The organism is Pseudomonas sp. WS 5079, assembly GCF_012985465.1.
In the GTDB taxonomy this organism is placed as follows: Bacteria; Pseudomonadota; Gammaproteobacteria; order Pseudomonadales; family Pseudomonadaceae; genus Aquipseudomonas.
In genome coordinates this window covers 142,555-162,298 of sequence record NZ_JAAQWN010000013.1, presented here as the reverse complement: position 1 = coordinate 162,298, position 19,744 = coordinate 142,555, and the positions used below count along the sequence as shown (strand labels likewise).

General features: G+C 60.4%; 20 protein-coding genes. 6 read left to right on the top strand and 14 right to left on the bottom strand.

Translation table 11 applies throughout. From position 1 onward, the window contains the following. Window positions 1-221: 221 nt before the first annotated feature. From msrQ to mrcB, 9 genes are all read right to left on the bottom strand, one after another. Window positions 222-842 carry a protein-methionine-sulfoxide reductase heme-binding subunit MsrQ gene (gene msrQ / locus HBO05_RS26710; RefSeq protein WP_169955052.1) on the bottom strand — a complete coding sequence of 207 codons (621 nt, stop codon included), beginning with the start codon at window positions 840-842 and terminating at the stop codon, window positions 222-224. Further along, entirely contained in the window at window positions 842-1,855 is a 1,014-nt protein-coding gene (gene msrP, locus HBO05_RS26705) for a protein-methionine-sulfoxide reductase catalytic subunit MsrP (RefSeq protein ID WP_170043553.1), read from the bottom strand. The genes msrQ and msrP overlap by 1 nt, the downstream gene beginning before the upstream one ends. Before the next feature lie 63 nt (window positions 1,856-1,918). Then, window positions 1,919-2,776 carry a CDP-diacylglycerol--serine O-phosphatidyltransferase gene (gene pssA, locus HBO05_RS26700; protein WP_029298897.1) on the bottom strand — a complete coding sequence of 286 codons (858 nt, stop codon included), beginning with the start codon at window positions 2,774-2,776 and terminating at the stop codon, window positions 1,919-1,921. A gap of 142 nt (window positions 2,777-2,918) precedes the next feature. Beyond that, window positions 2,919-3,935, bottom strand: a complete 1,017-nt coding sequence (ilvC, locus tag HBO05_RS26695) for a ketol-acid reductoisomerase (RefSeq protein WP_003176099.1) — start codon at window positions 3,933-3,935, stop codon at window positions 2,919-2,921. A gap of 46 nt (window positions 3,936-3,981) precedes the next feature. Beyond that, window positions 3,982-4,473 (bottom strand): acetolactate synthase small subunit, encoded by a 492-nt coding sequence (gene ilvN, locus HBO05_RS26690; protein WP_003176102.1) that lies wholly within the window; start codon window positions 4,471-4,473, stop codon window positions 3,982-3,984. A 2-nt stretch (window positions 4,474-4,475) separates the two neighbouring features. Next, window positions 4,476-6,200, bottom strand: a complete 1,725-nt coding sequence (locus HBO05_RS26685) for an acetolactate synthase 3 large subunit (RefSeq protein ID WP_169955054.1) — start codon at window positions 6,198-6,200, stop codon at window positions 4,476-4,478. A gap of 431 nt (window positions 6,201-6,631) precedes the next feature. Then, the gene (locus tag HBO05_RS26680; protein ID WP_170043554.1) at window positions 6,632-6,961 is read right to left on the bottom strand and encodes a YqcC family protein; all 330 of its coding nucleotides are present in this window, start codon (window positions 6,959-6,961) and stop codon (window positions 6,632-6,634) included. Further along, window positions 6,961-7,692, bottom strand: a complete 732-nt coding sequence (locus HBO05_RS26675; RefSeq protein ID WP_057440150.1) for a tetratricopeptide repeat protein — start codon at window positions 7,690-7,692, stop codon at window positions 6,961-6,963. Before HBO05_RS26675 ends, HBO05_RS26680 begins: the two co-directional genes overlap by 1 nt. A 16-nt stretch (window positions 7,693-7,708) precedes the next feature. Next, complete coding sequence (mrcB, locus tag HBO05_RS26670) at window positions 7,709-10,033, bottom strand: penicillin-binding protein 1B (protein WP_170043555.1); 2,325 nt, start codon at window positions 10,031-10,033, stop codon at window positions 7,709-7,711. A 117-nt stretch (window positions 10,034-10,150) separates the two neighbouring features. Between mrcB and HBO05_RS26665 the strand changes: the two genes are divergently transcribed. From HBO05_RS26665 to HBO05_RS26655, 3 genes are all read left to right on the top strand, one after another. Next, window positions 10,151-11,707 carry a bifunctional aminoglycoside phosphotransferase/ATP-binding protein gene (locus tag HBO05_RS26665; protein WP_169955057.1) on the top strand — a complete coding sequence of 519 codons (1,557 nt, stop codon included), beginning with the start codon at window positions 10,151-10,153 and terminating at the stop codon, window positions 11,705-11,707. A 91-nt stretch (window positions 11,708-11,798) separates the two neighbouring features. Beyond that, entirely contained in the window at window positions 11,799-12,143 is a 345-nt protein-coding gene (locus tag HBO05_RS26660; RefSeq protein ID WP_169955058.1) for a pentapeptide repeat-containing protein, read from the top strand. Window positions 12,144-12,344: 201 nt separating this feature from the next. Beyond that, window positions 12,345-12,617 carry a TfoX/Sxy family protein gene (locus HBO05_RS26655; RefSeq protein ID WP_169955059.1) on the top strand — a complete coding sequence of 91 codons (273 nt, stop codon included), beginning with the start codon at window positions 12,345-12,347 and terminating at the stop codon, window positions 12,615-12,617. Window positions 12,618-12,942: 325 nt separating this feature from the next. Here the strand turns inward: HBO05_RS26655 and HBO05_RS26650 are convergent, their stop codons facing one another. From HBO05_RS26650 to HBO05_RS26640, 3 genes are read right to left on the bottom strand one after another with little or no spacing between them, the layout of a single operon-like run. Further along, window positions 12,943-13,710 carry a heme ABC transporter ATP-binding protein gene (locus HBO05_RS26650; RefSeq protein WP_172314679.1) on the bottom strand — a complete coding sequence of 256 codons (768 nt, stop codon included), beginning with the start codon at window positions 13,708-13,710 and terminating at the stop codon, window positions 12,943-12,945. Further along, entirely contained in the window at window positions 13,710-14,693 is a 984-nt protein-coding gene (locus HBO05_RS26645) for an iron ABC transporter permease (RefSeq protein WP_172314683.1), read from the bottom strand. The genes HBO05_RS26650 and HBO05_RS26645 overlap by 1 nt, the downstream gene beginning before the upstream one ends. A 50-nt stretch (window positions 14,694-14,743) precedes the next feature. Next, a complete protein-coding gene (locus tag HBO05_RS26640; protein ID WP_172314677.1) occupies window positions 14,744-15,622 on the bottom strand; it encodes an ABC transporter substrate-binding protein in 879 nt (292 codons plus the stop codon). Between the two features lie 172 nt (window positions 15,623-15,794). Here HBO05_RS26640 and HBO05_RS26635 point away from each other — a divergent pair, with 172 nt between their 5' ends. Beyond that, window positions 15,795-16,112, top strand: a complete 318-nt coding sequence (locus tag HBO05_RS26635; RefSeq protein ID WP_169955062.1) for a Rieske (2Fe-2S) protein — start codon at window positions 15,795-15,797, stop codon at window positions 16,110-16,112. On the opposite strand, the gene sfsA is transcribed toward HBO05_RS26635, so the two are convergent. Both sfsA and HBO05_RS26625 read right to left on the bottom strand, forming a co-directional pair. Next, complete coding sequence (gene sfsA, locus HBO05_RS26630) at window positions 16,109-16,822, bottom strand: DNA/RNA nuclease SfsA (RefSeq protein ID WP_170058502.1); 714 nt, start codon at window positions 16,820-16,822, stop codon at window positions 16,109-16,111. The genes HBO05_RS26635 and sfsA overlap by 4 nt on opposite strands. Next, entirely contained in the window at window positions 16,822-17,994 is a 1,173-nt protein-coding gene (locus tag HBO05_RS26625) for a pyridoxal phosphate-dependent aminotransferase (RefSeq protein WP_172314675.1), read from the bottom strand. Before HBO05_RS26625 ends, sfsA begins: the two co-directional genes overlap by 1 nt. A gap of 319 nt (window positions 17,995-18,313) precedes the next feature. Here HBO05_RS26625 and dksA point away from each other — a divergent pair, with 319 nt between their 5' ends. After that, window positions 18,314-18,748: an RNA polymerase-binding protein DksA gene (dksA, locus tag HBO05_RS26620; RefSeq protein WP_029298940.1), complete on the top strand. Its 435-nt coding sequence runs from the start codon at window positions 18,314-18,316 to the stop codon at window positions 18,746-18,748. Between the two features lie 84 nt (window positions 18,749-18,832). Next, window positions 18,833-19,720, top strand: coding sequence for a tRNA glutamyl-Q(34) synthetase GluQRS (gluQRS, locus tag HBO05_RS26615; RefSeq protein WP_170043561.1), 888 nt, complete (start codon window positions 18,833-18,835; stop codon window positions 19,718-19,720). The last annotated feature ends 24 nt before the right edge of the window (window positions 19,721-19,744 follow it).

Below are 19,744 nucleotides of genomic sequence, written 5' to 3'. Positions count from 1 at the left end.
CAACCACTTGCGCTTTCGATCTCTCGTCAGCGGGAGGCGAATTCTACAGCGTTACACGCTGCTGTCAACACCTCTTTTTCAACTTCCTTTTGGCTTCGATGAACTGAAGCAACCTGCTGCCGAAAACTACATAACTCTTTGTTTTCCAAGGAGTTTTCCGTTTCGACTGCGCCGGAAGTGGGGCGAATTATAGACTTCCAGGATCTGCGGTCAAGCGTTAATTACGCTTTTGTTGCAGAAGGTGCTTTTTTGGCAATAAGGCGAGGGATACGGCGCATCACAGGCGGAATCCGCAAGAGCAAAAGCAGCACCCCTATAGAGGCATAGATAGCCCACTCCTTCAGATCGGCACGCACGATCCACAGCATATGCAGCAAACCAAGCCCCAAAATCACATACACCAGGCGATGCAGCTTCTTCCAACGGGCGCCCAGCCGACGCTGGCTATAGCGATTGGATGTCACCGCCAACACCAACAAGCACATAAAACCCAACGCCCCCACAATAATGTAGGGCCGCTTGCGCAGCTCAACGCCCAGTTGCGACCAGTCCAGCCCCAGGATAAATACGCAATAAGCGGCGAGGTGCAAAACCACATACGCAAAGCACCACAACCCCAACTGCCGGCGCACAGCGATCCACCCTGCCCAACCGCTCAATTTTTGCAGTGGCGTCATTCCCAACGTAACCAGCAACAGGATCAGCGTTCCCAGTCCCAACCGATCAACCAGCACTTTTCCGGGATCAGGCCCCAAGGTGAGACTCCACGCCTCATACAACCAGTACAACGGCCACACCGCCGCAGCTATAAAGACGCCAAGGCGCCAGATGGGGTAGCGCATCAGTAGTTCTTCCGCAGATCAAGGCCGGTATAAAGAGAAGCGACCTCATCCGAGTAGCCATTGAACATCTGCGTCTCGCGTACATTCGGGCTGAACAAGCCACTGGGCAGGCGCCGCTCCCGGGCCTGGGTCCAGCGCGGGTGATCGACGGTGGGGTTCACATTCGCATAAAACCCATACTCATCCGCCGCAATGCTCTGCCAGGTAGTTTTCGGTTGCTCGCTCACCAGGCTGATCCGCACGATAGATTTCACGCTCTTGAAGCCATACTTCCACGGCACCACCAAACGCAGCGGCGCGCCATTCTGGTTGGGCAATTCCCGCCCATACATGCCCACAGCCAGGATCGCCAAAGGATTCATCGCTTCATCCAGGCGCAGTCCTTCTATATAAGGCCAATCGATCAGGCCAAAACTTGAGCGCTGGCCCGGCATGCTCTTGGGATCCTGCAGGGTTTCAAAGCGGATGTATTTGGCCTTGGAAGTGGGCTCGACCTGTTTAAGCAAGGCCGATATAGGAAAGCCGATCCATGGAATGACCATCGACCACGCCTCGACACAGCGTAGACGGTAGATCCGCTCTTCCAACTGATAGGGCTTCATGAAGTCTTCCAGCGCATAACGCCCTGGTTTTGCGACTTCACCATCAATCACGACACTCCATGGCTCGGTCTTGAGCGAGCCGGCATTCGCCGCAGGATCGCCCTTGTCCGTGCCGAACTCATAGAAGTTGTTGTAATGGGTCGCATCCTTGAACGGCGTGATGGCTTCGTCTTTGACCGTCACCGCCTGCCATTGCGTGCCAGGAAGTTTCTCGGCGAACCAGCCGGGAGCCTTGCCTGGCTCGACATCGGCATAACGCGCAGTGTCAGCCGCACTCACCCAACGCGGCAGGCTGCTGGCAGCAATACCGGCAAGCGCGCCACCGAGCAGACTGCGGCGGGAGAAATAGAGGGATTCTGGGGTGACGTCCGATTCGTGACAATCGGACGCTTTGGGCAACTTGATTAACATGGCAACTCCGCAGCATTGGAGAACTGATGCACCAATAGACTGCGGAGTATGGGGGAAATTACATTAAGGCAATGTTTTGTCCCGGCGCAGATGCAACAGGTACTGAACCGGACCCGAAGCCGCATATACCAGGAACGCCAGCAGCAGGATCCGCGGCGGATCACTGAAGACCACCGCGAACACCAGTACCACCACCAGAATCGCCACGAAAGGCACACGCCCCTTCAGGTCGAATTCCTTGAAGCTGTTGTACTTGATGTTGCTGACCATCAGCATACCGGCCGCCGCAACCATCAAGGCCACCAGGAACGACATCTTCGAACCCTGGATGCCATAGTCACTGAACGCCCAGACAATACCGGCCACCACACCCGCCGCCGCAGGACTGGCAAGACCGATGAAGTAACGCTTGTCGGCAGTACCCACCTGGGTATTGAAGCGTGCCAGGCGCAACGCAGCGCCCGCGACATAGATGAAGGCCACCATCCAGCCAACCTTGCCCATGTCACCCAGGGCCCAGGCAAACGCCAGCAACGCAGGTGCGACACCAAAGGCCACCATGTCCGACAGCGAGTCGTACTCGGCACCGAAGGCGCTCTGGGTATTGGTCATGCGCGCCACGCGCCCATCAAGGCCATCGAGGACCATGGCCACGAAGATCGCGATGGCAGCAAAACCGAAGTACTTGCTGGCACTCGCCGCATCACCTGCTGCTAGCGCGCTCTGGGCACTCATGGAATTGATGATGGAGTAGAAACCGGCAAACAGGTTCGCCGTGGTGAACAGGTTGGGCAGAAGATAGATGCCACGATGCCGGACCTTGCGGCCTTCCGCGTCATGCCCTTCTTCGACATGCTCATCGATCGGTAGCAGGCTTTCGGCGTCAGAGGCCTGGTTTGGCTCTTCGGGACGTTCGCTCATGGACTTTACCTTGCAACGGTGTGAAAAAAATCGATAGACACTTGCGGCGAGTTTCGCCCGCAAACGATGCAGCTTTATACCAGAACCAGCCCTCAAACGAAAAAACGCGGCCTAGGCCGCGTTTTCCGTAGACACGTGCGACTTAGTTCTTGGCTTTGTCGACGATCTTGTTGGCACCGATCCACGGCATCATGGAGCGCAGTTGCTCGCCGATGACTTCGATACCGTGAGCGGCGTTGTTACGACGCTTGGCGGTCATCGAAGGGTAGCCGGTAGCCCCTTCGCTGATGAACATTTTGGCGTATTCGCCGTCCTGAATACGTTTCAGGGCGTTGCGCATGGCCTGACGGGATTCGGCGTTGATGACTTCCGGACCGGTCACGTACTCGCCGTACTCGGCGTTGTTGGAGATCGAGTAGTTCATGTTGGCGATACCGCCTTCGTACATGAGGTCAACGATCAGCTTCAGTTCGTGCAGGCACTCGAAGTAGGCCATTTCCGGCGCGTAGCCAGCTTCAACCAGGGTTTCGAAACCGGCTTTGACCAGTTCAACGGTACCGCCGCACAGAACGGCTTGTTCGCCGAACAGGTCGGTTTCGGTCTCGTCCTTGAAGGTGGTTTCGATGATGCCGGTACGACCACCACCGACGCCAGCAGCGTAGGACAGTGCAACGTTCTTGGCGTTGCCCGAAGCGTCCTGGTAGATCGCGATCAGGTCAGGAATACCGCCGCCCTTGACGAACTCGGAGCGCACGGTATGGCCCGGTGCTTTCGGCGCGATCATGATCACGTCGAGGTCAGCGCGCGGCACAACCTGGTTGTAGTGGATCGCGAAGCCGTGGGAGAACGCCAGGGTGGCGCCTTTCTTGATGTTCGGCTCGATTTCGTTCTTGTACAGCGCGGATTGGAACTCGTCCGGGGTCAGGATCATGACCAGGTCGGCAGCCGCAACAGCGGAAGCAACGTCAGTCACTTTCAGGCCATGGGCTTCTGCCTTGGCAACAGTGGCCGAGCCTTTGCGCAGGCCAACAGTCACGTCAACGCCGGAATCTTTCAGGTTGCAAGCTTGTGCGTGACCCTGGGAGCCGTAGCCGATGATGGCGACTTTCTTGCCCTGGATGATCGACAGGTCACAATCTTTATCGTAATAAACTTTCATGAGGTTCCTCTATATATCCAGGCCTTAAGGCCATTCGCTAATTGGGTTAGATGCTGAGTACTTTGTCGCCACGGGCAATCCCGGTGACACCACTGCGTACGGTTTCCAGAATCGAGGCCGTCCCGATCGACTGGATGAAGCTGTCCAGTTTGTCGCTGGTACCGGTCAGTTGAACGGTATAAACGCTGGCGCTCACATCGACGATCTGCCCACGATAAATATCGGTAGTACGCTTGATCTCGGCACGTTGGGCACCCGTGGCCTTGACCTTGACCAGCATCAGCTCACGCTCGATGTGGGCGCTTTCCGACAAATCGACCAGCTTGACCACTTCGATCAGCTTGTTGAGGTTCTTGGTGATCTGCTCGATCACCTCATCATGGCCTACGGTGGTCAACGTCAGGCGCGACAGGGTCGGGTCTTCGGTCGGGGCCACGGTCAGGCTTTCGATGTTGTAGTTGCGCTGCGAAAACAGGCCGACCACACGAGACAGAGCGCCCGGTTCGTTCTCCAGAAGCAGGGAGATAATGTGCCGCATGATTAGGTTCGCTCCGTCTTGTTCAGCCACATATCGCGCATTGAGCCGTCTTTGATCTGCATCGGGTAGACGTGCTCGCTGGTGTCGACCTGAATGTCGATGAACACCAGGCGATCCTTCATGGCGAACGCCTCTTCCATCTTCGGCTTGAGATCCTTCAGATCGGTGATGCGCATGCCGACATGGCCATAGGCTTCAACCAACTTGACGAAGTCAGGCAACGATTCCATGTAGGAATGGGAGTGACGACTGTTGTAGCTCATGTCCTGCCATTGGCGAACCATGCCCAACACACCGTTGTTCAGGCAGACGATCTTCACCGGCAGGCCATATTGCAGGCAGGTCGACAGCTCCTGGATGTTCATCTGGATGCTGCCTTCACCGGTGACACAAGCCACGTCGACATCCGGGAAGCTCAGCTTCACACCCATGGCCGCAGGGAAACCAAAGCCCATCGTGCCCAGGCCACCGGAGTTGATCCAGCGGTTAGGCTTGTCGAACTTGTAGTACTGCGCGGCGAACATCTGGTGCTGGCCCACGTCGGAGGTCACAAAGGCGTCGCCCTTGGTCACTTCGCACAGGGTTTCGATCACGGTTTGTGGCTTGATGATGCTGCCGTCGCCCTTGTCGTAAGGGAACAGGCCGCGGTCACCGCGCCATTCGTCGATCTGCTTCCACCAACTGGCAACGGACTCCTTGTTCGGCGTCTCGCCAATGTCCTTGAGCGCAGCGACCATTTCGGTCAACACGCTCTCCACGGGACCTACAATCGGCACATCGGCCTTGATGGTCTTGGAGATGGACGCCGGGTCGATGTCGATGTGGATGATCTTGGCATTCGGGCAGAACTTGCTCGCGCCGTTGATCACCCGGTCATCGAACCGCGCGCCCACGGCCAGGATCACGTCGGCGTGGTGCATGGTCAGGTTGGCCGTGTAGCTGCCGTGCATGCCGAGCATGCCGACGAACTGACGGTCCGAACCCGGGAAGGCACCGAGGCCCATCAAGGTGTTGGTCACCGGCAGGTTGAGCATCTTGGCCAATTCGGTCAACGGTGCGGAACCGCCGCCCAGGATCACGCCGCCACCCGAGTAAAGCACTGGGCGCTTGGCCGCCAGGAGCATTTCTGCTGCCTTGCGGATTTGCCCCGAGTGCCCACGCACGGCCGGGCTGTAGGAACGCAGCTTGGCTTTCTTCGGGAAGATGTATTCGAACTTTTCCGCCGGGTTGGTCATGTCTTTCGGGATATCGACCACCACTGGACCCGGGCGACCGGATTGCGCGAGGTAGAACGCCTTCTTCATGACTTCCGGGATTTCCGAGGCATGCTTGATCATGAAGCTGTGTTTCACGATCGGCCGGGAGATACCGATCATGTCGGTTTCCTGGAATGCATCAGTGCCCACCATGGTGCTCGCCACCTGGCCGGAAATGATCACCATCGGAATAGAGTCCATATACGCAGTCGCGATGCCAGTAATGGCATTGGTTGCGCCAGGGCCTGACGTTACCAGCACCACGCCGGCTTTACCGGTGGCACGGGCATAACCGTCAGCCATATGGGTCGCGGCCTGTTCGTGGCGAACCAGGATGTGGTTGACAGCCGGTTCCTTGAACAGTGCGTCGTAGACATGCAGCAGAGCACCACCTGGGTACCCGTAGATATAGTCGACGCCTTCGTCACGCAAAAAGCGGACGAGCATCTCACCGCCAGATAAAAGCTCCACGTTGTTCACCTCTAAAACGCCAGAATACCGTCCGTTGAAAACCGACGGGTCTTAATAGGTTTACTTCTCAACAGAGCATGAGCGACGGTGGTCGCCGACTACGTCAGCACTGACTGAGCAAGTATTGGGATCGTCCCAAGTGTTGCGGGCTTTTCCCACCCAGCGCGAGGTAACGCGTTGCGGGTGTAACAGGTCGGCGCGGATGTGCGCCTCATGATCTGCTGAGCGGGCCTGCTTCTGGCAGTCCCGATACAGCGGACTTTGGATTCTTCTGTTTCAGCCCCTTCAAGTCAAGCAATAATTGCGCTTTTTTCCAACTAAGCGCATGAGAACGTAGAAGAAAGGGCTTTGAGGAGGGATAAAACTCGCCTGAATGTCGTCAAGCGGTAGAAATGTGCGCAAGACTGCCGGAAAACCCGGCAGTCAGGCAATTAACGAGCGCCGACGATCAGTTGGTCGAACTTTTTCAGCGCAGAGCGTAGGCCGAGGCTTTGTTGGGGACGGTCGGCGTAGACCATCTCGGCCATCTCCAGGATGCCCGACGCATTAGGTAGCGGCAGGTCCTGTTCGAGGATCTGTTTCATCCGCACCAGGAAGATCCACTGCAGCCACTGATGAAAATCCAGGGTATCCACGGAAAACGGCTCGACGCTGCTCAGCGCCTCTGCACCGGGAGACACCTCATCCCACCAGCCCGCCACGCGCAATTCGCGCTCAATCAGCAACAACTGTTCGGCAATCGCCGGAAAACGAGGATCCATCAGAGACTGACCTTGGCCTTCTGCCGGGCCTGGGCAGCACCGGCAGCATCACCTTGTGCAGCACGTGCATCACCAATCAAGGCCCACAGGCTGGCTTGCAGGTCAGGACGACCGTTGGCCATGGTCAAGCCACGACGGGCGAACTGCTCAGCTTGCGGCGCATCACCCTGGGCCATGCGCACTTGCGCCAGGCGGTAGAGCACCTGCGGTTCACGCGGCGCGACCCGCTGGGCGCGCTCAAGGCTGGACGATGCGCCGTTCAAGTCGCCACCGGCCTGCTGTTGCTGCGCAGTGGTGAGCAAGGCCAGGACCGGGCCGTCCAACTGCTCGTCGGCAGACAGGCCGCCGGCATTGGCCGAGGGAATCCCGCTCGGGGTCGACGGCATGTTGTAGGTGCCCTGGTTGATCGGCGCGGTATCAATCGGCGCCGAGTTCGACGGGCCAGGGGTGATCGGCCCCGGCGTCCATGGTGCGGAGCTGATGGGTGCAGATGTGGTGGCACCCCCACCCGGGACCATCACCACTACGCCGGAATCCTGCGGTACCGCCTGGGTCGTGGCAGGGTTTGGACGGGTAGTCACAGTCTGGCGAAAGCCGCCATTGGCCGAGATCCGGTCATTGTTGGATACGGCCGTGCCGGAATCCACCACGGGGATGGAGCCGCGCTGCACGCTGGAGCAACCGCTGAGCAAAGCTAACGTTGTAATAGCCGGAATCAACCACTTGTTCACTTGAAATCCTCTTTGCTTAATTCATCCAGCCCTTGACCCAATCCATCACCGAATCCGCATCCGTGGGCACACCTGTGCCACATGGAGCGCCGGCTGGCGGTTCACTGCCGCGAATATACGGCATCTGCACCGCGCCCGGACAGTTGGCATCGGAGCCCTGCCCGGTATGGGGGTCGATCCAGGCCTGCACGATATTGTCGGGTTGCGGCATGTTCAGTGGCAGCGGGTCGGCCTTGCGCATAAAGCTGGTCCAGACCTGCAAGGCGCCGGTCGCGCCGGTGAACGGTGTCTTGCCGTTGTCATCGCGCCCCAGCCACACCACCGCGAGCAGGTCCTGGCTGAAACCGGCGAACCAACTGTCACGGGAGTCGTTACTGGTACCGGTCTTGCCGGCCAGCGTCAGGTTGCCCGGCAGCGAGCTGTACACCGAACGCCCGGTCCCTTCGCGCATGACCCGTTGCATGGCGTTCTGGATCAGGTAGATGGAGGCCGGATCAAAACGCTGCTCGATCTGGAACGGGTAGCGCTTGAGCGGCTCGCCTTCCGCCGTGAGGACACTGCGGATCCCGCGCATCGGCGTATTGAAACCACCGTTGGCCAGGGTCTGGTACATGGTCGCCACTTCCATCGGGCTCAAGCCACCTGCGCCCAGCAACATCGACGGGAACGCCGGGAACTCGCGGCTTACACCCAGTCGTGCAAGGGTCTTGAGCACATTCGGCACACCCAGCTCCAGGCCAAGCCGCGCCGTGGACAGGTTGTAGGAGTGCGCCAGGCCTTGGTACAGGAACACCGTGCCGTGGGAGCGACGATCATAGTTCTGCGGCTTCCATACCTGGCCATCGGCGCCCTTGACCGAAAACGCTTCGTCGGAGAGCCAGCTGGTCAGGGTGTACTTGCTCGGCTTTTCCAGTGCAGTGAGGTACACCGCCGGCTTGATCAGCGAGCCAATCGGCCGCACGGCATCCAGGGCACGGTTGAAGCCGGCGAAGCTGGCCTGGCGGCTGCCGATCATGGCCTGGACTTCACCGGTTTCCGGGTTGGTCACCACCATGGCCGCTTCGACTTCGTCCGAGCCCTTGCGCCCGGCCAGGCGCTTGAAGGTATCGCTGACCGAGGCTTCGGCCTTCATCTGCAGGATCGGGTCGAAACTGGTGAAGATCCGCAGACCTTCTTCGGTCAAGTCCTCGTCGCGATAGTCTTCGCGCAACTGGCGCTTGACCAGGTCGATAAAGCCGGGGAAGGAACTGTCGGCCAACTTGCCACGGGTGGTGACGCCCAAAGGCATCTTCTTCGCGGCCGCGACCTGTTCTGCGGTGGCTACGCCCTGCTGCTCCAGCACGTCGAGGACCAGGTTGCGGCGCTCCAGGGCCCGCTCCGGGTTGCGGCGCGGGTTGTAATAGGACGGCCCCTTGACCATACCTACCAGCAACGCCACCTGGTGCAACTTGAGCTCGGACAACGGCTGGCCGAAGAAGAACTGGCTGGCCAGGCCAAAGCCGTGCACCGCGCGCTGGCCATCCTGGCCGACGAACACCTCGTTGAGGTAGGCCTCAAGGATCTCCGGCTTGCTGTAGTGCAGCTCCAGCAACATCGCCATCATGGCTTCGGTGAGTTTGCGGGTCAGGCTGCGCTCACTGGTCAGGTAGAAATTCTTGACCAATTGTTGCGTCAGCGTACTGCCGCCCTGAGTCATGCGGCCACCCGAGGTGTTGACCCAGATGGCGCGAGCGATGGACTTGGGCGAGACGCCCCAGTGGCTGTAGAAATCCCGGTCTTCGACCGCAACCAGGGTTTCCAGCAGATACGGCGGCACCTGATCGATCTTGATCAGGATGCGATCTTCAAGGTTCTTGGGGTAAATCCCGCCGATCAGCAACGGCTCAAGACGCACCACTGGCAACTTGCCGCCATTGAGTGCAGAAAGCTCGGCCACGTAATCCCCGGAGAAGCGCACGCGCACCGGTTGCGCCTTTTCCAGGCCTTCATAGAACTGGAAGCCCCGGGTGTTCAGGTCCACGGTATTGCCGCTGACCGCCGCCGCACCCGGGCCGTTGGCCACGGCTTCGCGCCGATAGCCCAGCGCATCGAGTTCGGTAAGGAAATCTTCCTTGCTCAGTTTCTGGCCGGTAAACAGCTCCAGCGGGCGAGCGTAGACCTTCGCCGGGATGGTCCAGCGCTTGCCAGAGAACTTCTCCTGGACCACTGCATCGAGGTATACCGCGATGCCTGCGATCACCACCAGGCCCACCAGGCCGAGCTTGAGCGCCCAGCCTAGCCAGGGGCGCAGGCTGCGGGGAGGAGGTTTTTTACGGGAACGGGGAGATCGGGTACGAGTCATGGCGGCGGATTATACGCATTTTATTGATGATCAACATGAACCGGACGGCGGTTTGCATGACCGACCTGAGCGGCCATAATGCGCTCCATTATTTTCCCAGACTCCGAAGGATCGCCTGTGAGCCAGCCCCTGATTGCCGCCCTGCAAAACCCGGCCCTGTTTCCTCATCCGGTCGAAGCGTTTCAAGTCATCGAAACCCATATTTCCTGGGTCCTGCTCACCGGTCCCTATGCCTACAAGATCAAGAAACCGGTGAACTTCGGCTTCCTCGACTTCACCCAACTGGACGCCCGCGCCCACTTCTGCAACGAGGAACTGCGCCTCAACCAACGCCTGACACAAGATTTGTATCTTGAAGTGTTGCCGATCACCGGCAGCGCTGAAGCACCGCAACTGGGCGGCGAAGGCCCGGCCATCGAATATGTGCTGAAAATGCGCCAGTTCCCGCAAAGCCAACTGCTGAGCACCTTGCAGGCCAATGGCGAGCTGACCAACGGCCACATCGATGAGATGGCCAGCCAGATTGCGCACTTCCACCTCAACGCCCCCAAGGTTCCCGAGGCCCATCCCGCCGGCACCCCCGACGAGGTGATGGCGCCGGTGCGGCAGAACTTCGAGCAGATCCGTCCGTTCCTTAGCGACAAAGCCGACCTGGCCCAACTGGACGCACTGCAAGCCTGGGCCGAGAGCAGCTTCGAACGCCTCAAGCCCCTGCTGGAGCAACGCAAGCTCAATGGCTTTACCCGCGAGTGCCACGGCGATATTCACCTGGGCAACGCAACCATGATCGACGATCACGTGGTGATCTTCGACTGCATCGAGTTCAACGAACCGTTCCGCTTCACCGACGTGTGCGCCGACACCGGCTTCCTGGCGATGGACCTGGAAGACCGTGGCCTCAAGACCCTGGCCAGGCGCTTTATCAGCCAATACCTGGAGCTGACTGGCGATTACCAGAGCCTGGAGCTGCTGAACTTCTATAAAGCCTACCGCGCGCTGGTGCGGGCCAAGATCGCGCTGTTCAGCATGCCGCCCGAGGCAACACCGGTCGAGCGCGCAACCACCCTGCGCCAGTACCGCAACTACGCCAACCTGGCCGAAAGCTACAGCACCATCCCCTCGCGCTTCCTGGCGATTACCCATGGCGTATCGGCGACCGGCAAAAGCCATGTGGCGATGCGCCTGGTGGACGCGCTCGGCGCCATTCGCCTGCGCTCCGATGTAGAACGCAAGCGCCTGTTTGGCGAGCAACAGGTCGAGAACACCCTCCAAGCCGGGATCTATGCCTCGGACGCCAGCGCGGCAACCTACGCCCGCCTGCATACCCTCGCCGAAACCGTACTGCGCGCAGGCTTCCCGGTAGTCCTGGACGCGACCTACCTCAAGCGCGAGCAACGAGAAGCTGCCGCCAAAGTCGCAGAAGCCACCGGCGCGCCCTTCCTGATCCTCGATTGCAATGCACCGCAGGCCGTTATCGCCAGTTGGCTGGCGAAACGTCAGGCAGATAAAAACGATCCGTCTGACGCTACCCTGGCAGTCATTGAGCAGCAACAAGCCAGCCGCGATCCCCTGAGCGCCGAAGAACTGCTACTGAGCAAGCGGGTCGAGACCAATGAAAGCGGGACGCTGGACGCGCTGGTTGCCCACGTCCGCCAGCGCCTGCCAGGGCTGTAGGAAATATTTCACGGCCGTGATGCGGTTAACAGCTCACGGCCGCAAATAGTGGCACTATAATGGCATTATAAGTCCAACAGGAGTTGCCGCCATGGGCCAGCCGAAGCTGCTTGATACACCGCTCTACGCGCTGCTGCATAAAGATGACATCCGGGGTTTCAATCAGGAACGCCCCAAGGATGGTCCGATTGATATGCGCGGCGGCGACTTCCGTGGTCTGGACCTGCGCCACCTGGACGCCGAGGGCGTGGACTTTACCGACGCCTACTTCCGCTCGGCCGACTTGCGTGGCCTGGACCTGCGGGGCTGCCCGCTGGAAGGCGCCAGCCTGGCCCATGCGCAGATCTCGGGCACTTACTTCCCAGCCGAACTGAGCGCTGACGAGATCCTAATGTCGGTCAATTTCGGCACGCGCCTGCGCTATCGCACCCGCTGACCGAACACCTTTATCCCCAGCTGAGCGCAACGCGAGCTGGGGGCCTGCGCCTGTCACCGTCAAGATTCCAGCGCCAGCCTTAGAAGCGTTTACGTCGTTTCTGAGCAAAGAACTACGCTTTTCCTACTGAGCGCTACACTCCTTTCAGGCTTGCCTGGTCACGATACCCACCGAACCATTCGGCCGTCGCAAGGAGGCTTGATGAATGATGAGCTGCAACACCTGAAAAACCTTGGCAAGACCTCGGCGCAATGGCTGCATGCGGTGGGCATCCATAGCGCTTCGGACCTGCGTCGCCTGGGCGCGGTGGACGCCTACCGGGCGGTACGCACCCGTGGTTTCCGGGCATCCAAAGTCCTGCTGTATGCCATCGAAGGCGCATTGATGGATGTGCATTGGAACGATATTCCAACCGAGCGCAAGGAAGCCTTGAATCGCCAACTGGAAGCGCTGTCGATACGGAACAAGAACTGAAACAGGTGAAAACCCAATGTTTGCGGGGTTCCAAACAAACGTTTGAGAAAAATCCCCATGGGTGCAAAAACAAGTGTTGACTCTCAAATGAGAATCGTTATGATTATCACAACTGGTCGCGAGATCAGCCGATAACTGAAAGACCATTGGTTCGGACTCTCAGATTATCTCCTCATCAGGCTAATCACGGTTATTTGACCCGGCTCTTGCCGGGTCTTTTTTTGCCTGGGTTTTATATCACCCTGTAGGACCTGGCTTGCCGGCGAAGGTGCTGGGTCTTGATACACCGCTATCGCCGGCAAGCCGGCTCCTACAGAGATAGGGTTCAGCGGGCGATGATCAAGGGATGACCCAGCTCAGGATGGGGCTGCACCAGCACATCCAGGCCGAACACCGCCTTGAGCAACTCCGGTCGCAACACCTGCACCGGTGTGTCCAGGGCGTGGGGGCGACCGTTCTCCAGCAGCAGGATGCGATCGCAGTAGCGCGCCGCCAGATTGAGGTCGTGAAGAATCACCAGCACGGCCGCGCCACGGTCGGCAAAGCTGCGGATGGCCTGCAAGGTGGTGTGCTGGTGCAATGGGTCGAGCATCGAGGTCGGCTCGTCCAGCAATAGGGTCTGCCCCGCCTCGCCCGGCCAGAGTTGCGCCAGCACCCGCGCCAGGTGCACGCGCTGGCGTTCGCCGCCGGACAACGCCAGGTAGCTGCGTCCGCTCAGGTGGCCCACGTCGGCGGCCTGCAAGGCGGCTTCGATGATTTCATCGTCGCGTACCCGCCCGGTCTGATGGGGCAAGCGCCCCATGCCCACCACTTCCTCGACGCGAAACGCGAAATCCAGGGTCGACACCTGGGGCAGCACCGCCAGGCGCTGCGCCCGTTGCGCGCCCTGCCAATCCTTGAGCTCGCGGTCGTCCAGCCAAACCTGCCCTTCATCCGGATGCAATTGCGCACACAACGCGCCCAGCAACGTGCTTTTGCCGGCGCCATTGGGGCCGAGCACACCCAGAACTTCACCGGGTTTCAAGTCCAGGGTCACGTCGGCCAACACGGTTTTGCGACCGCGACGGATCTGCAGGTTGTCCACTCGCAGCATCAGGCGCGTCCTCGCAACAGCAGGTATAGAAAAAACGGAGCACCGATAAAGGCAGTAACAATACCAATGGGCAACTCCGCCGGCGCCAGGGCCAGGCGGGCCACCAGGTCGGCGAATAACAACAGGCTCGCGCCCGCCAGCACCGAGGCCGGCAGGAGCACACGATGATCCGGCCCCGCCAGCAGCCGCACCAGATGTGGCACCACCAGCCCGACAAAACCGATCAGCCCCGCAGCGGCGACCGCCGCGCCAACCCCGAGCGCCGTGCAAAACACCAGCTCGCGCTTGAGCCCCTCGACATTGATCCCCAGGTGACTGGCTTCCGATTCTCCCAGTAGCAAGGCATTGAGCGCCTTGGCCCGGCGCGGCAGCCACAGCGCCACACCGGCACTGACCAGCAGCAATGGCCACAGTCGCGAGTAGCTGGCGCCGTTCAGGCTGCCAAGGTTCCAGAACGTCAGGGTGCGCAAGGTAGCGTCATCGGCCAGGTAGGTGAACAGGCCCACCGCCGAGACCGCCAGCGCGGTCAGGGCGATACCGGCCAACAACATGGTTGCGACATTGGTCTGCCCGTCGCGCCGCCCCAGGCGATAGACCAGCGCGGTCACGCCCAAGCCACCCAGAAATGCACACAGCGACAACAGATACGGCGCCACGGCGTCCGGCAGGCCACCAAAGGCCGCGCCGCCGACGATGGCCACCGCCGCCCCCAGCGCAGCGCCACTGGACACACCGACCAACCCGGGGTCGGCCAACGGGTTGCGAAACAGCCCCTGCATGGCCACCCCCGACAGCGCCAGCACCCCGCCAACCGCCAGCCCCAGCAAAGTGCGCGGCAAACGGATCTGCCCCAGAATCAGCTCAGCCTGCTCCAAGCCTTGGGCCTCGATAGGCACGCCAAGCAGGCGCAAGGCAGCGCGCAGAGTGTCGAGCAACGGCAGGCTGACCGGCCCCAGGGCCAGGGACAGCCAGGTCGCCAACACACACAACAGGCTCAAGCCGATAAACAGGGTGCGCGGTTTAACCAGAGTGGTCATGGGGCGGCTTGGGCTTTAACGGGATAGAACCCGGCGGACAGGATTTGCAGGCTGGCCGGCAAGCGTGGGCCCAGGCCGCCGACCAACAAGGTGGGGTCCAACTCAAACACCCGGCCGGTCTTGGCCGCCGAGGTGTTCGCCAGAATCGGGTTTTCCTTGAACAAGGCCGCACGGGCCGCCTCGCCACTCAGGGCGCGGTCAGAGAACACCAGCACTTCAGGGCTCAACCCCGCCAGCGACTCAACCGAAAACGGCTTATAGCCGCTGTGCGTCGCCAGGTTGTGCCCGCCGGCCTGTTGCAGCACCCAGTCGGCGGCCGTGTCCTTGCCGGCGATCAGCGGCTTGCCACCGGCATGCCCGAGCACCAGCAGCACGCCAGGGGCCTTTTGCCGGGTTTGCGCCTGGGTCACGGCCGTTTTTTGCAGGTTTAGTTGCTGTTGATAAGCATTGAACAGTGTCGCGGCCTTGTCTTCAGCTCCCAGCAGCTTGCCCAGGTGCTGCAGGTTGCCTTGCAGGGTCGGCAGGTCCGGCTGCGCGGAGAACAGTTCCACTTGCACCCCGGCATTGCGAATCTGCGCCAGCACCGGTGGTGGCCCCATTTCCTCGGTGCCCACCAGGATCTGCGGGCGCAGGCTCAAGATCCCTTCGGCGGACAGCTGGCGCTGGTAACCGATACTGGGCAGCGCCTTTAGCGACTGCGGATGCTGGCTGGTAGTATCGACGCCCACCAGCTTCGACTCTCCGCCCAGGGCCGTCACCCACTCCGACAACGCGCCCCCGGCGCTGACCCAGCGTTGAGGCAGCTCAGCAGCTTGCGCCACGTGGTTGACCAGCAGTCCGACAACAAGCGCAATAGCGCTGGCACTCAGGCGCATAAAAGGGTTTCCTTCCAAGGGTGAGGCCGTCTGGCATCGTACTGAGCACGCAGTCAGCTGACGGGCGAAGCCAGCATTTGATAATTGTTTGCATTTGAACGTCAAGCACCGGGCTCACCCGTAAACCCCGGATTGCGCCACAGCCCTTGACCCGCGCCACCTGAGAACACCTATGAAGTTTCTGTGCTCCTCCCACGAACTGGCCCCAGACAGCAGCCGCGGCTTCGATATCGATGGCCGCAAGTTATTGGCCGTGCGCCGCGAAGGCCGAGTGTATTTCTATATCAACCGCTGCCCCCATCGCGGCGTACCACTGGAATGGCAACCTGACCGGTTTCTCGACCCCAGCGCGAGCATGATCCAATGCGCCACCCACGGCGCGTTATTTCTGATCGAAAGCGGCGAATGCGTGGCCGGCCCCTGCGCAGGCCAAAGCCTGACGCCGCTGCCCGGCCGCGAAGACGCACAGGGGCTGTGGGTGCAACTCTAGTCGTTGAGCAGCACGGGCAAAGGGCGATCAATGCAGATTTCCTGTGCACTGACATTCACGCCATAGGCCAGGACCTGCACCCCAGCGGACTTGGCTTCACGCAGTGCAGCGGCATACCCGGGATCGATCTCCTCGGCCGGCCTTACGCCATCGATGCCGGACACATTCACACAGTACAACTGCACGGCTCGTACACCGTTACGGGCCAAGTGCGCCAACTCCCGTAAATGTTTGGCACCACGCTGGGTCACTGCATCGGGAAACGCCGCGATAGGCGTGCCGTCAAACCCCAGGGTGACACTTTTGACTTCGACATAGGCCGCGCCGTCGGGGTAGTCCAGGCGAAAGTCGATCCGGCTTTTCTCCTGGCCGTAGGGCACTTCACGCTTTAACGCGGTAAAGCCGTTGAGCTCAGTGATCACCCCGGCATTCAACGCCTCTTCAACCAACGGGTTGGCTCGCGCGGTATTGACGCACGCCAGACGGCCCTGTGGGGTCTGCGCGATCTCCCAGGTGCCCGGCAGCTTGCGCTTGGGGTCGTTGGAGCGGCTGAACCAGACCGGCCCGCCCTCGATCATGCAGTTGAACATTGAGCCGGTGTTGGGGCAGTGAATGGTCAGCAACTCGCCGGTAACGGTTTCGATATCGGCCAGAAAACGCTTGTAGCGGCGAATCAGCCGACCTTCTTCGAGGGGAGGATGAAAGCGCATCAGCTTTGCCAGCTCCGCAAGCCACGGGCAATGCGTTCCACTGCTTCCTGTAGGCGATCGAGGTTTTGTGTGTAGGCAAAACGCACATGATGACCCGCCTTGAAGCGACCGAAATCCAACCCTGGCGTGAATGCCACGTGCTCGGTTTCAAGAAAGTGCCGGCAAAACGCGAAGGCGTCGCCACCAAAGGCGCTGATATCGGCATACAGGTAAAACGCCCCCTCAGGCTCGACTGCGATACCGAACCCCAGCTCACGCAGGGCCGGCAGCAAAAAGTCACGCCGGCGCCCGAACTCGGCCCGTCGTTCTTCAAGGATCTCCAGGGTCTGCGGGGTAAAACAGGCCAATGCCGCATGCTGGGCCATGCTCGGTGCGCTGATGTACAGGTTTTGCGCCAGCTTCTCCAGCTCACCCACCGCAGCGGGGGGCGCCACCAGCCAGCCGAGGCGCCAACCGGTCATGCCGAAATACTTTGAAAAACTGTTTAGGACAAACGCCTCGTCATCCACTTCCAGCACGCTGGCCGCGTCAGTGCCATAGGTCAGGCCGTGATAGATCTCATCCACCACCAGATGGCCATTGCGGGCCTTGATCGCCCTGGACAGGCCGGCCAGTTCATCACGAGTCAGAATGGTCCCGGTCGGGTTGGCCGGCGAGGCGACCAACGCCCCCACGCTGTCCTGGTCCCAATAGCGCTCCACCAGGTCGGCGGTCAGCTGGTAACGCACCTCGGGGCCGACCGGCACCAGTTGCGCCGCGCCCTCCACCAGTCGTAGGAAATGCCGGTTACAGGGGTAGCCTGGGTCCGCGAGCAACCAATGTTTGCCGGGATCCACCAGCAGGCTGCTGGCCAGGAGCAAGGCCCCGGAGCCGCCCGGTGTGATCAGGATGCGTTCGGGGTCGATGCTCAAGTCATAACGCTGCTGGTAGAAACCACTGATGGCCTCGCGCAATTCCGGCAGGCCACGGGCGGCGGTGTAGCGGGTCTTGCCGTTGGCCAGTGCGGCCTGGCCGGCCTGGATGATCGGCTCGGCGGTGGTGAAGTCCGGCTCGCCGATCTCCAGGTGAATCACATCATGGCCAGCGGCCTGCAGCTCATTGGCCCGCGCCAGCAACGCCATGACATGAAAAGGTTCGATAGCACGACTGCGAGCACTGTAGGGCTGAGCCATTAGCCTTCCTTAACAATGAGGACAAAATCGGGATTCTACCGAACCCGCGAGGTAAAACATGTTCTATTGCCTGCCCGGCTGGCGTGATGAGCCGGGCAAGCGCCTGCAAAAAGACTAAAATCATCATTCCAGACGGTGTATGCCCGGCCACGGCGGGTCGCAGCAGTTTGCAACCCCGGCGCGACGGGCCTCGACAACCGGGAGTGGCGCACCCCGAATCTATCTGGTAAGTTCGCCCGCTTGCAGCCGCAGGGCCGGCAGGTGTCGGTGATGTTGCAATCCTGCGCAATGGATTAGAAGAGTGAGAGGCGGTCTATTCATGTCCACCCAAGCAAAGCAACAGAGCATCAGCGGCTTCGAACCCTACATCGAGACGAAGGGTGAGGAGTACATGGGCGAGCCCATGCGCAAGCACTTCACCAAGATCCTGCAAAAATGGAAACAGGACTTGATGCAGGAGGTCGACCGTACCGTTGACCATATGAAGGACGAAGCAGCCAACTTCCCTGACCCGGCCGACCGTGCCAGCCAGGAAGAAGAGTTCAGCCTTGAACTGCGCGCCCGTGATCGCGAGCGCAAGCTGATCAAGAAAATCGACAAGACGTTGCAACTGATCGAAGACGAAGAATATGGCTGGTGCGAATCCTGCGGCGTCGAGATTGGTATTCGTCGCCTGGAAGCCCGTCCTACTGCAGACATGTGCGTAGACTGCAAGACCTTGGCCGAAATCAAGGAAAAACAGGTCGGCAAGTAATCCCTGCCCGGCTGGACGAATGGGGCGTGCAAATGCCCCATTTTTGTTTCTGGAGTTTGGCGGTTTTCCAGTAATATCCTGGCCATGACAGCCTCTCCCTATATCGGGCGTTTCGCCCCCACGCCCAGCGGCCATTTGCACTTCGGCTCCCTGGTTGCAGCCCTCGCTTCCTATCTCGACGCCCGCGCCAATCAAGGCCGCTGGCTGATGCGCATGGAAGACCTCGACCCACCCCGTGAAGAGCCGGGCGCCCAGGCGGCGATCCTGCATGCCCTGGAAAGCTATGGTTTTGAATGGGACGGCGAACTGGTCCGACAAAGCGAGCGGCATGATGCCTACGCCAAAGTCCTGAACGATATGTTCAATCATGGCCTGGCCTACGCCTGCACCTGTTCACGCAAGCAACTGGAACCGTATAACGGCATTTACCCTGGCCTCTGCCGCAACGCCGGCCACGACCAGCAGGATGCCGCCATTCGCCTACGGGTTCCCGAGTTGGAATACCATTTTACTGACCGTGTACAGGGCGAGTTCCGACAACACCTGGGCCGCGATGTCGGCGACTTCATCATCCGCCGTCGCGACGGCCTGTATGCCTACCAACTGGCCGTGGTGCTCGACGATGCCTGGCAAGGTGTCACCGATATCGTGCGCGGCGCCGACCTGCTGGACTCCACGCCACGCCAGCTGTACCTGCAAGAGCTGCTGGGCCTGCGCCAGCCGCGCTACCTGCATGTGCCGCTGATCATCCAGCCGGACGGCAACAAGCTGGGCAAATCCTACCGCTCCCCACCGCTAATGCCCGACCAGGCCACACCTTTGCTCTTAAGGGCCCTGCGCGCCCTCGGCCAGATGCCGGGGGATGAACTGCTCTACGCCAGCCCACGGGAACTGCTCGATTGGGGCATCCAGTACTGGGATGCCAGCCGGATCCCGCGCACACTGACCCTGGCCGAAGCGCAATTGCGCTGAAGGCGCTTGCAGCCTGCCAGCCAT

Coding starts and splice junctions, on each gene's coding strand:
- pssA (WP_029298897.1), bottom strand. CDS start 2,776: ATGAGCGAACGTCCCGAAGAGCCAAACCAGGCCTCTGACGCCGAAAGC.
- ilvN (WP_003176102.1), bottom strand. CDS start 4,473: ATGCGGCACATTATCTCCCTGCTTCTGGAGAACGAACCGGGCGCTCTG.
- msrQ (WP_169955052.1), bottom strand. CDS start 842: ATGCGCTACCCCATCTGGCGCCTTGGCGTCTTTATAGCTGCGGCGGTG.
- dksA (WP_029298940.1), top strand. CDS start 18,314: ATGTCCACCCAAGCAAAGCAACAGAGCATCAGCGGCTTCGAACCCTAC.
- sfsA (WP_170058502.1), bottom strand. CDS start 16,822: ATGCGCTTTCATCCTCCCCTCGAAGAAGGTCGGCTGATTCGCCGCTAC.
- gluQRS (WP_170043561.1), top strand. CDS start 18,833: ATGACAGCCTCTCCCTATATCGGGCGTTTCGCCCCCACGCCCAGCGGC.
- msrP (WP_170043553.1), bottom strand. CDS start 1,855: ATGTTAATCAAGTTGCCCAAAGCGTCCGATTGTCACGAATCGGACGTC.
- HBO05_RS26655 (WP_169955059.1), top strand. CDS start 12,345: ATGAATGATGAGCTGCAACACCTGAAAAACCTTGGCAAGACCTCGGCG.
- HBO05_RS26635 (WP_169955062.1), top strand. CDS start 15,795: ATGAAGTTTCTGTGCTCCTCCCACGAACTGGCCCCAGACAGCAGCCGC.
- HBO05_RS26640 (WP_172314677.1), bottom strand. CDS start 15,622: ATGCGCCTGAGTGCCAGCGCTATTGCGCTTGTTGTCGGACTGCTGGTC.
- HBO05_RS26650 (WP_172314679.1), bottom strand. CDS start 13,710: ATGCTGCGAGTGGACAACCTGCAGATCCGTCGCGGTCGCAAAACCGTG.
- ilvC (WP_003176099.1), bottom strand. CDS start 3,935: ATGAAAGTTTATTACGATAAAGATTGTGACCTGTCGATCATCCAGGGC.
- mrcB (WP_170043555.1), bottom strand. CDS start 10,033: ATGACTCGTACCCGATCTCCCCGTTCCCGTAAAAAACCTCCTCCCCGC.
- HBO05_RS26625 (WP_172314675.1), bottom strand. CDS start 17,994: ATGGCTCAGCCCTACAGTGCTCGCAGTCGTGCTATCGAACCTTTTCAT.
- HBO05_RS26660 (WP_169955058.1), top strand. CDS start 11,799: ATGGGCCAGCCGAAGCTGCTTGATACACCGCTCTACGCGCTGCTGCAT.
- HBO05_RS26680 (WP_170043554.1), bottom strand. CDS start 6,961: ATGGATCCTCGTTTTCCGGCGATTGCCGAACAGTTGTTGCTGATTGAG.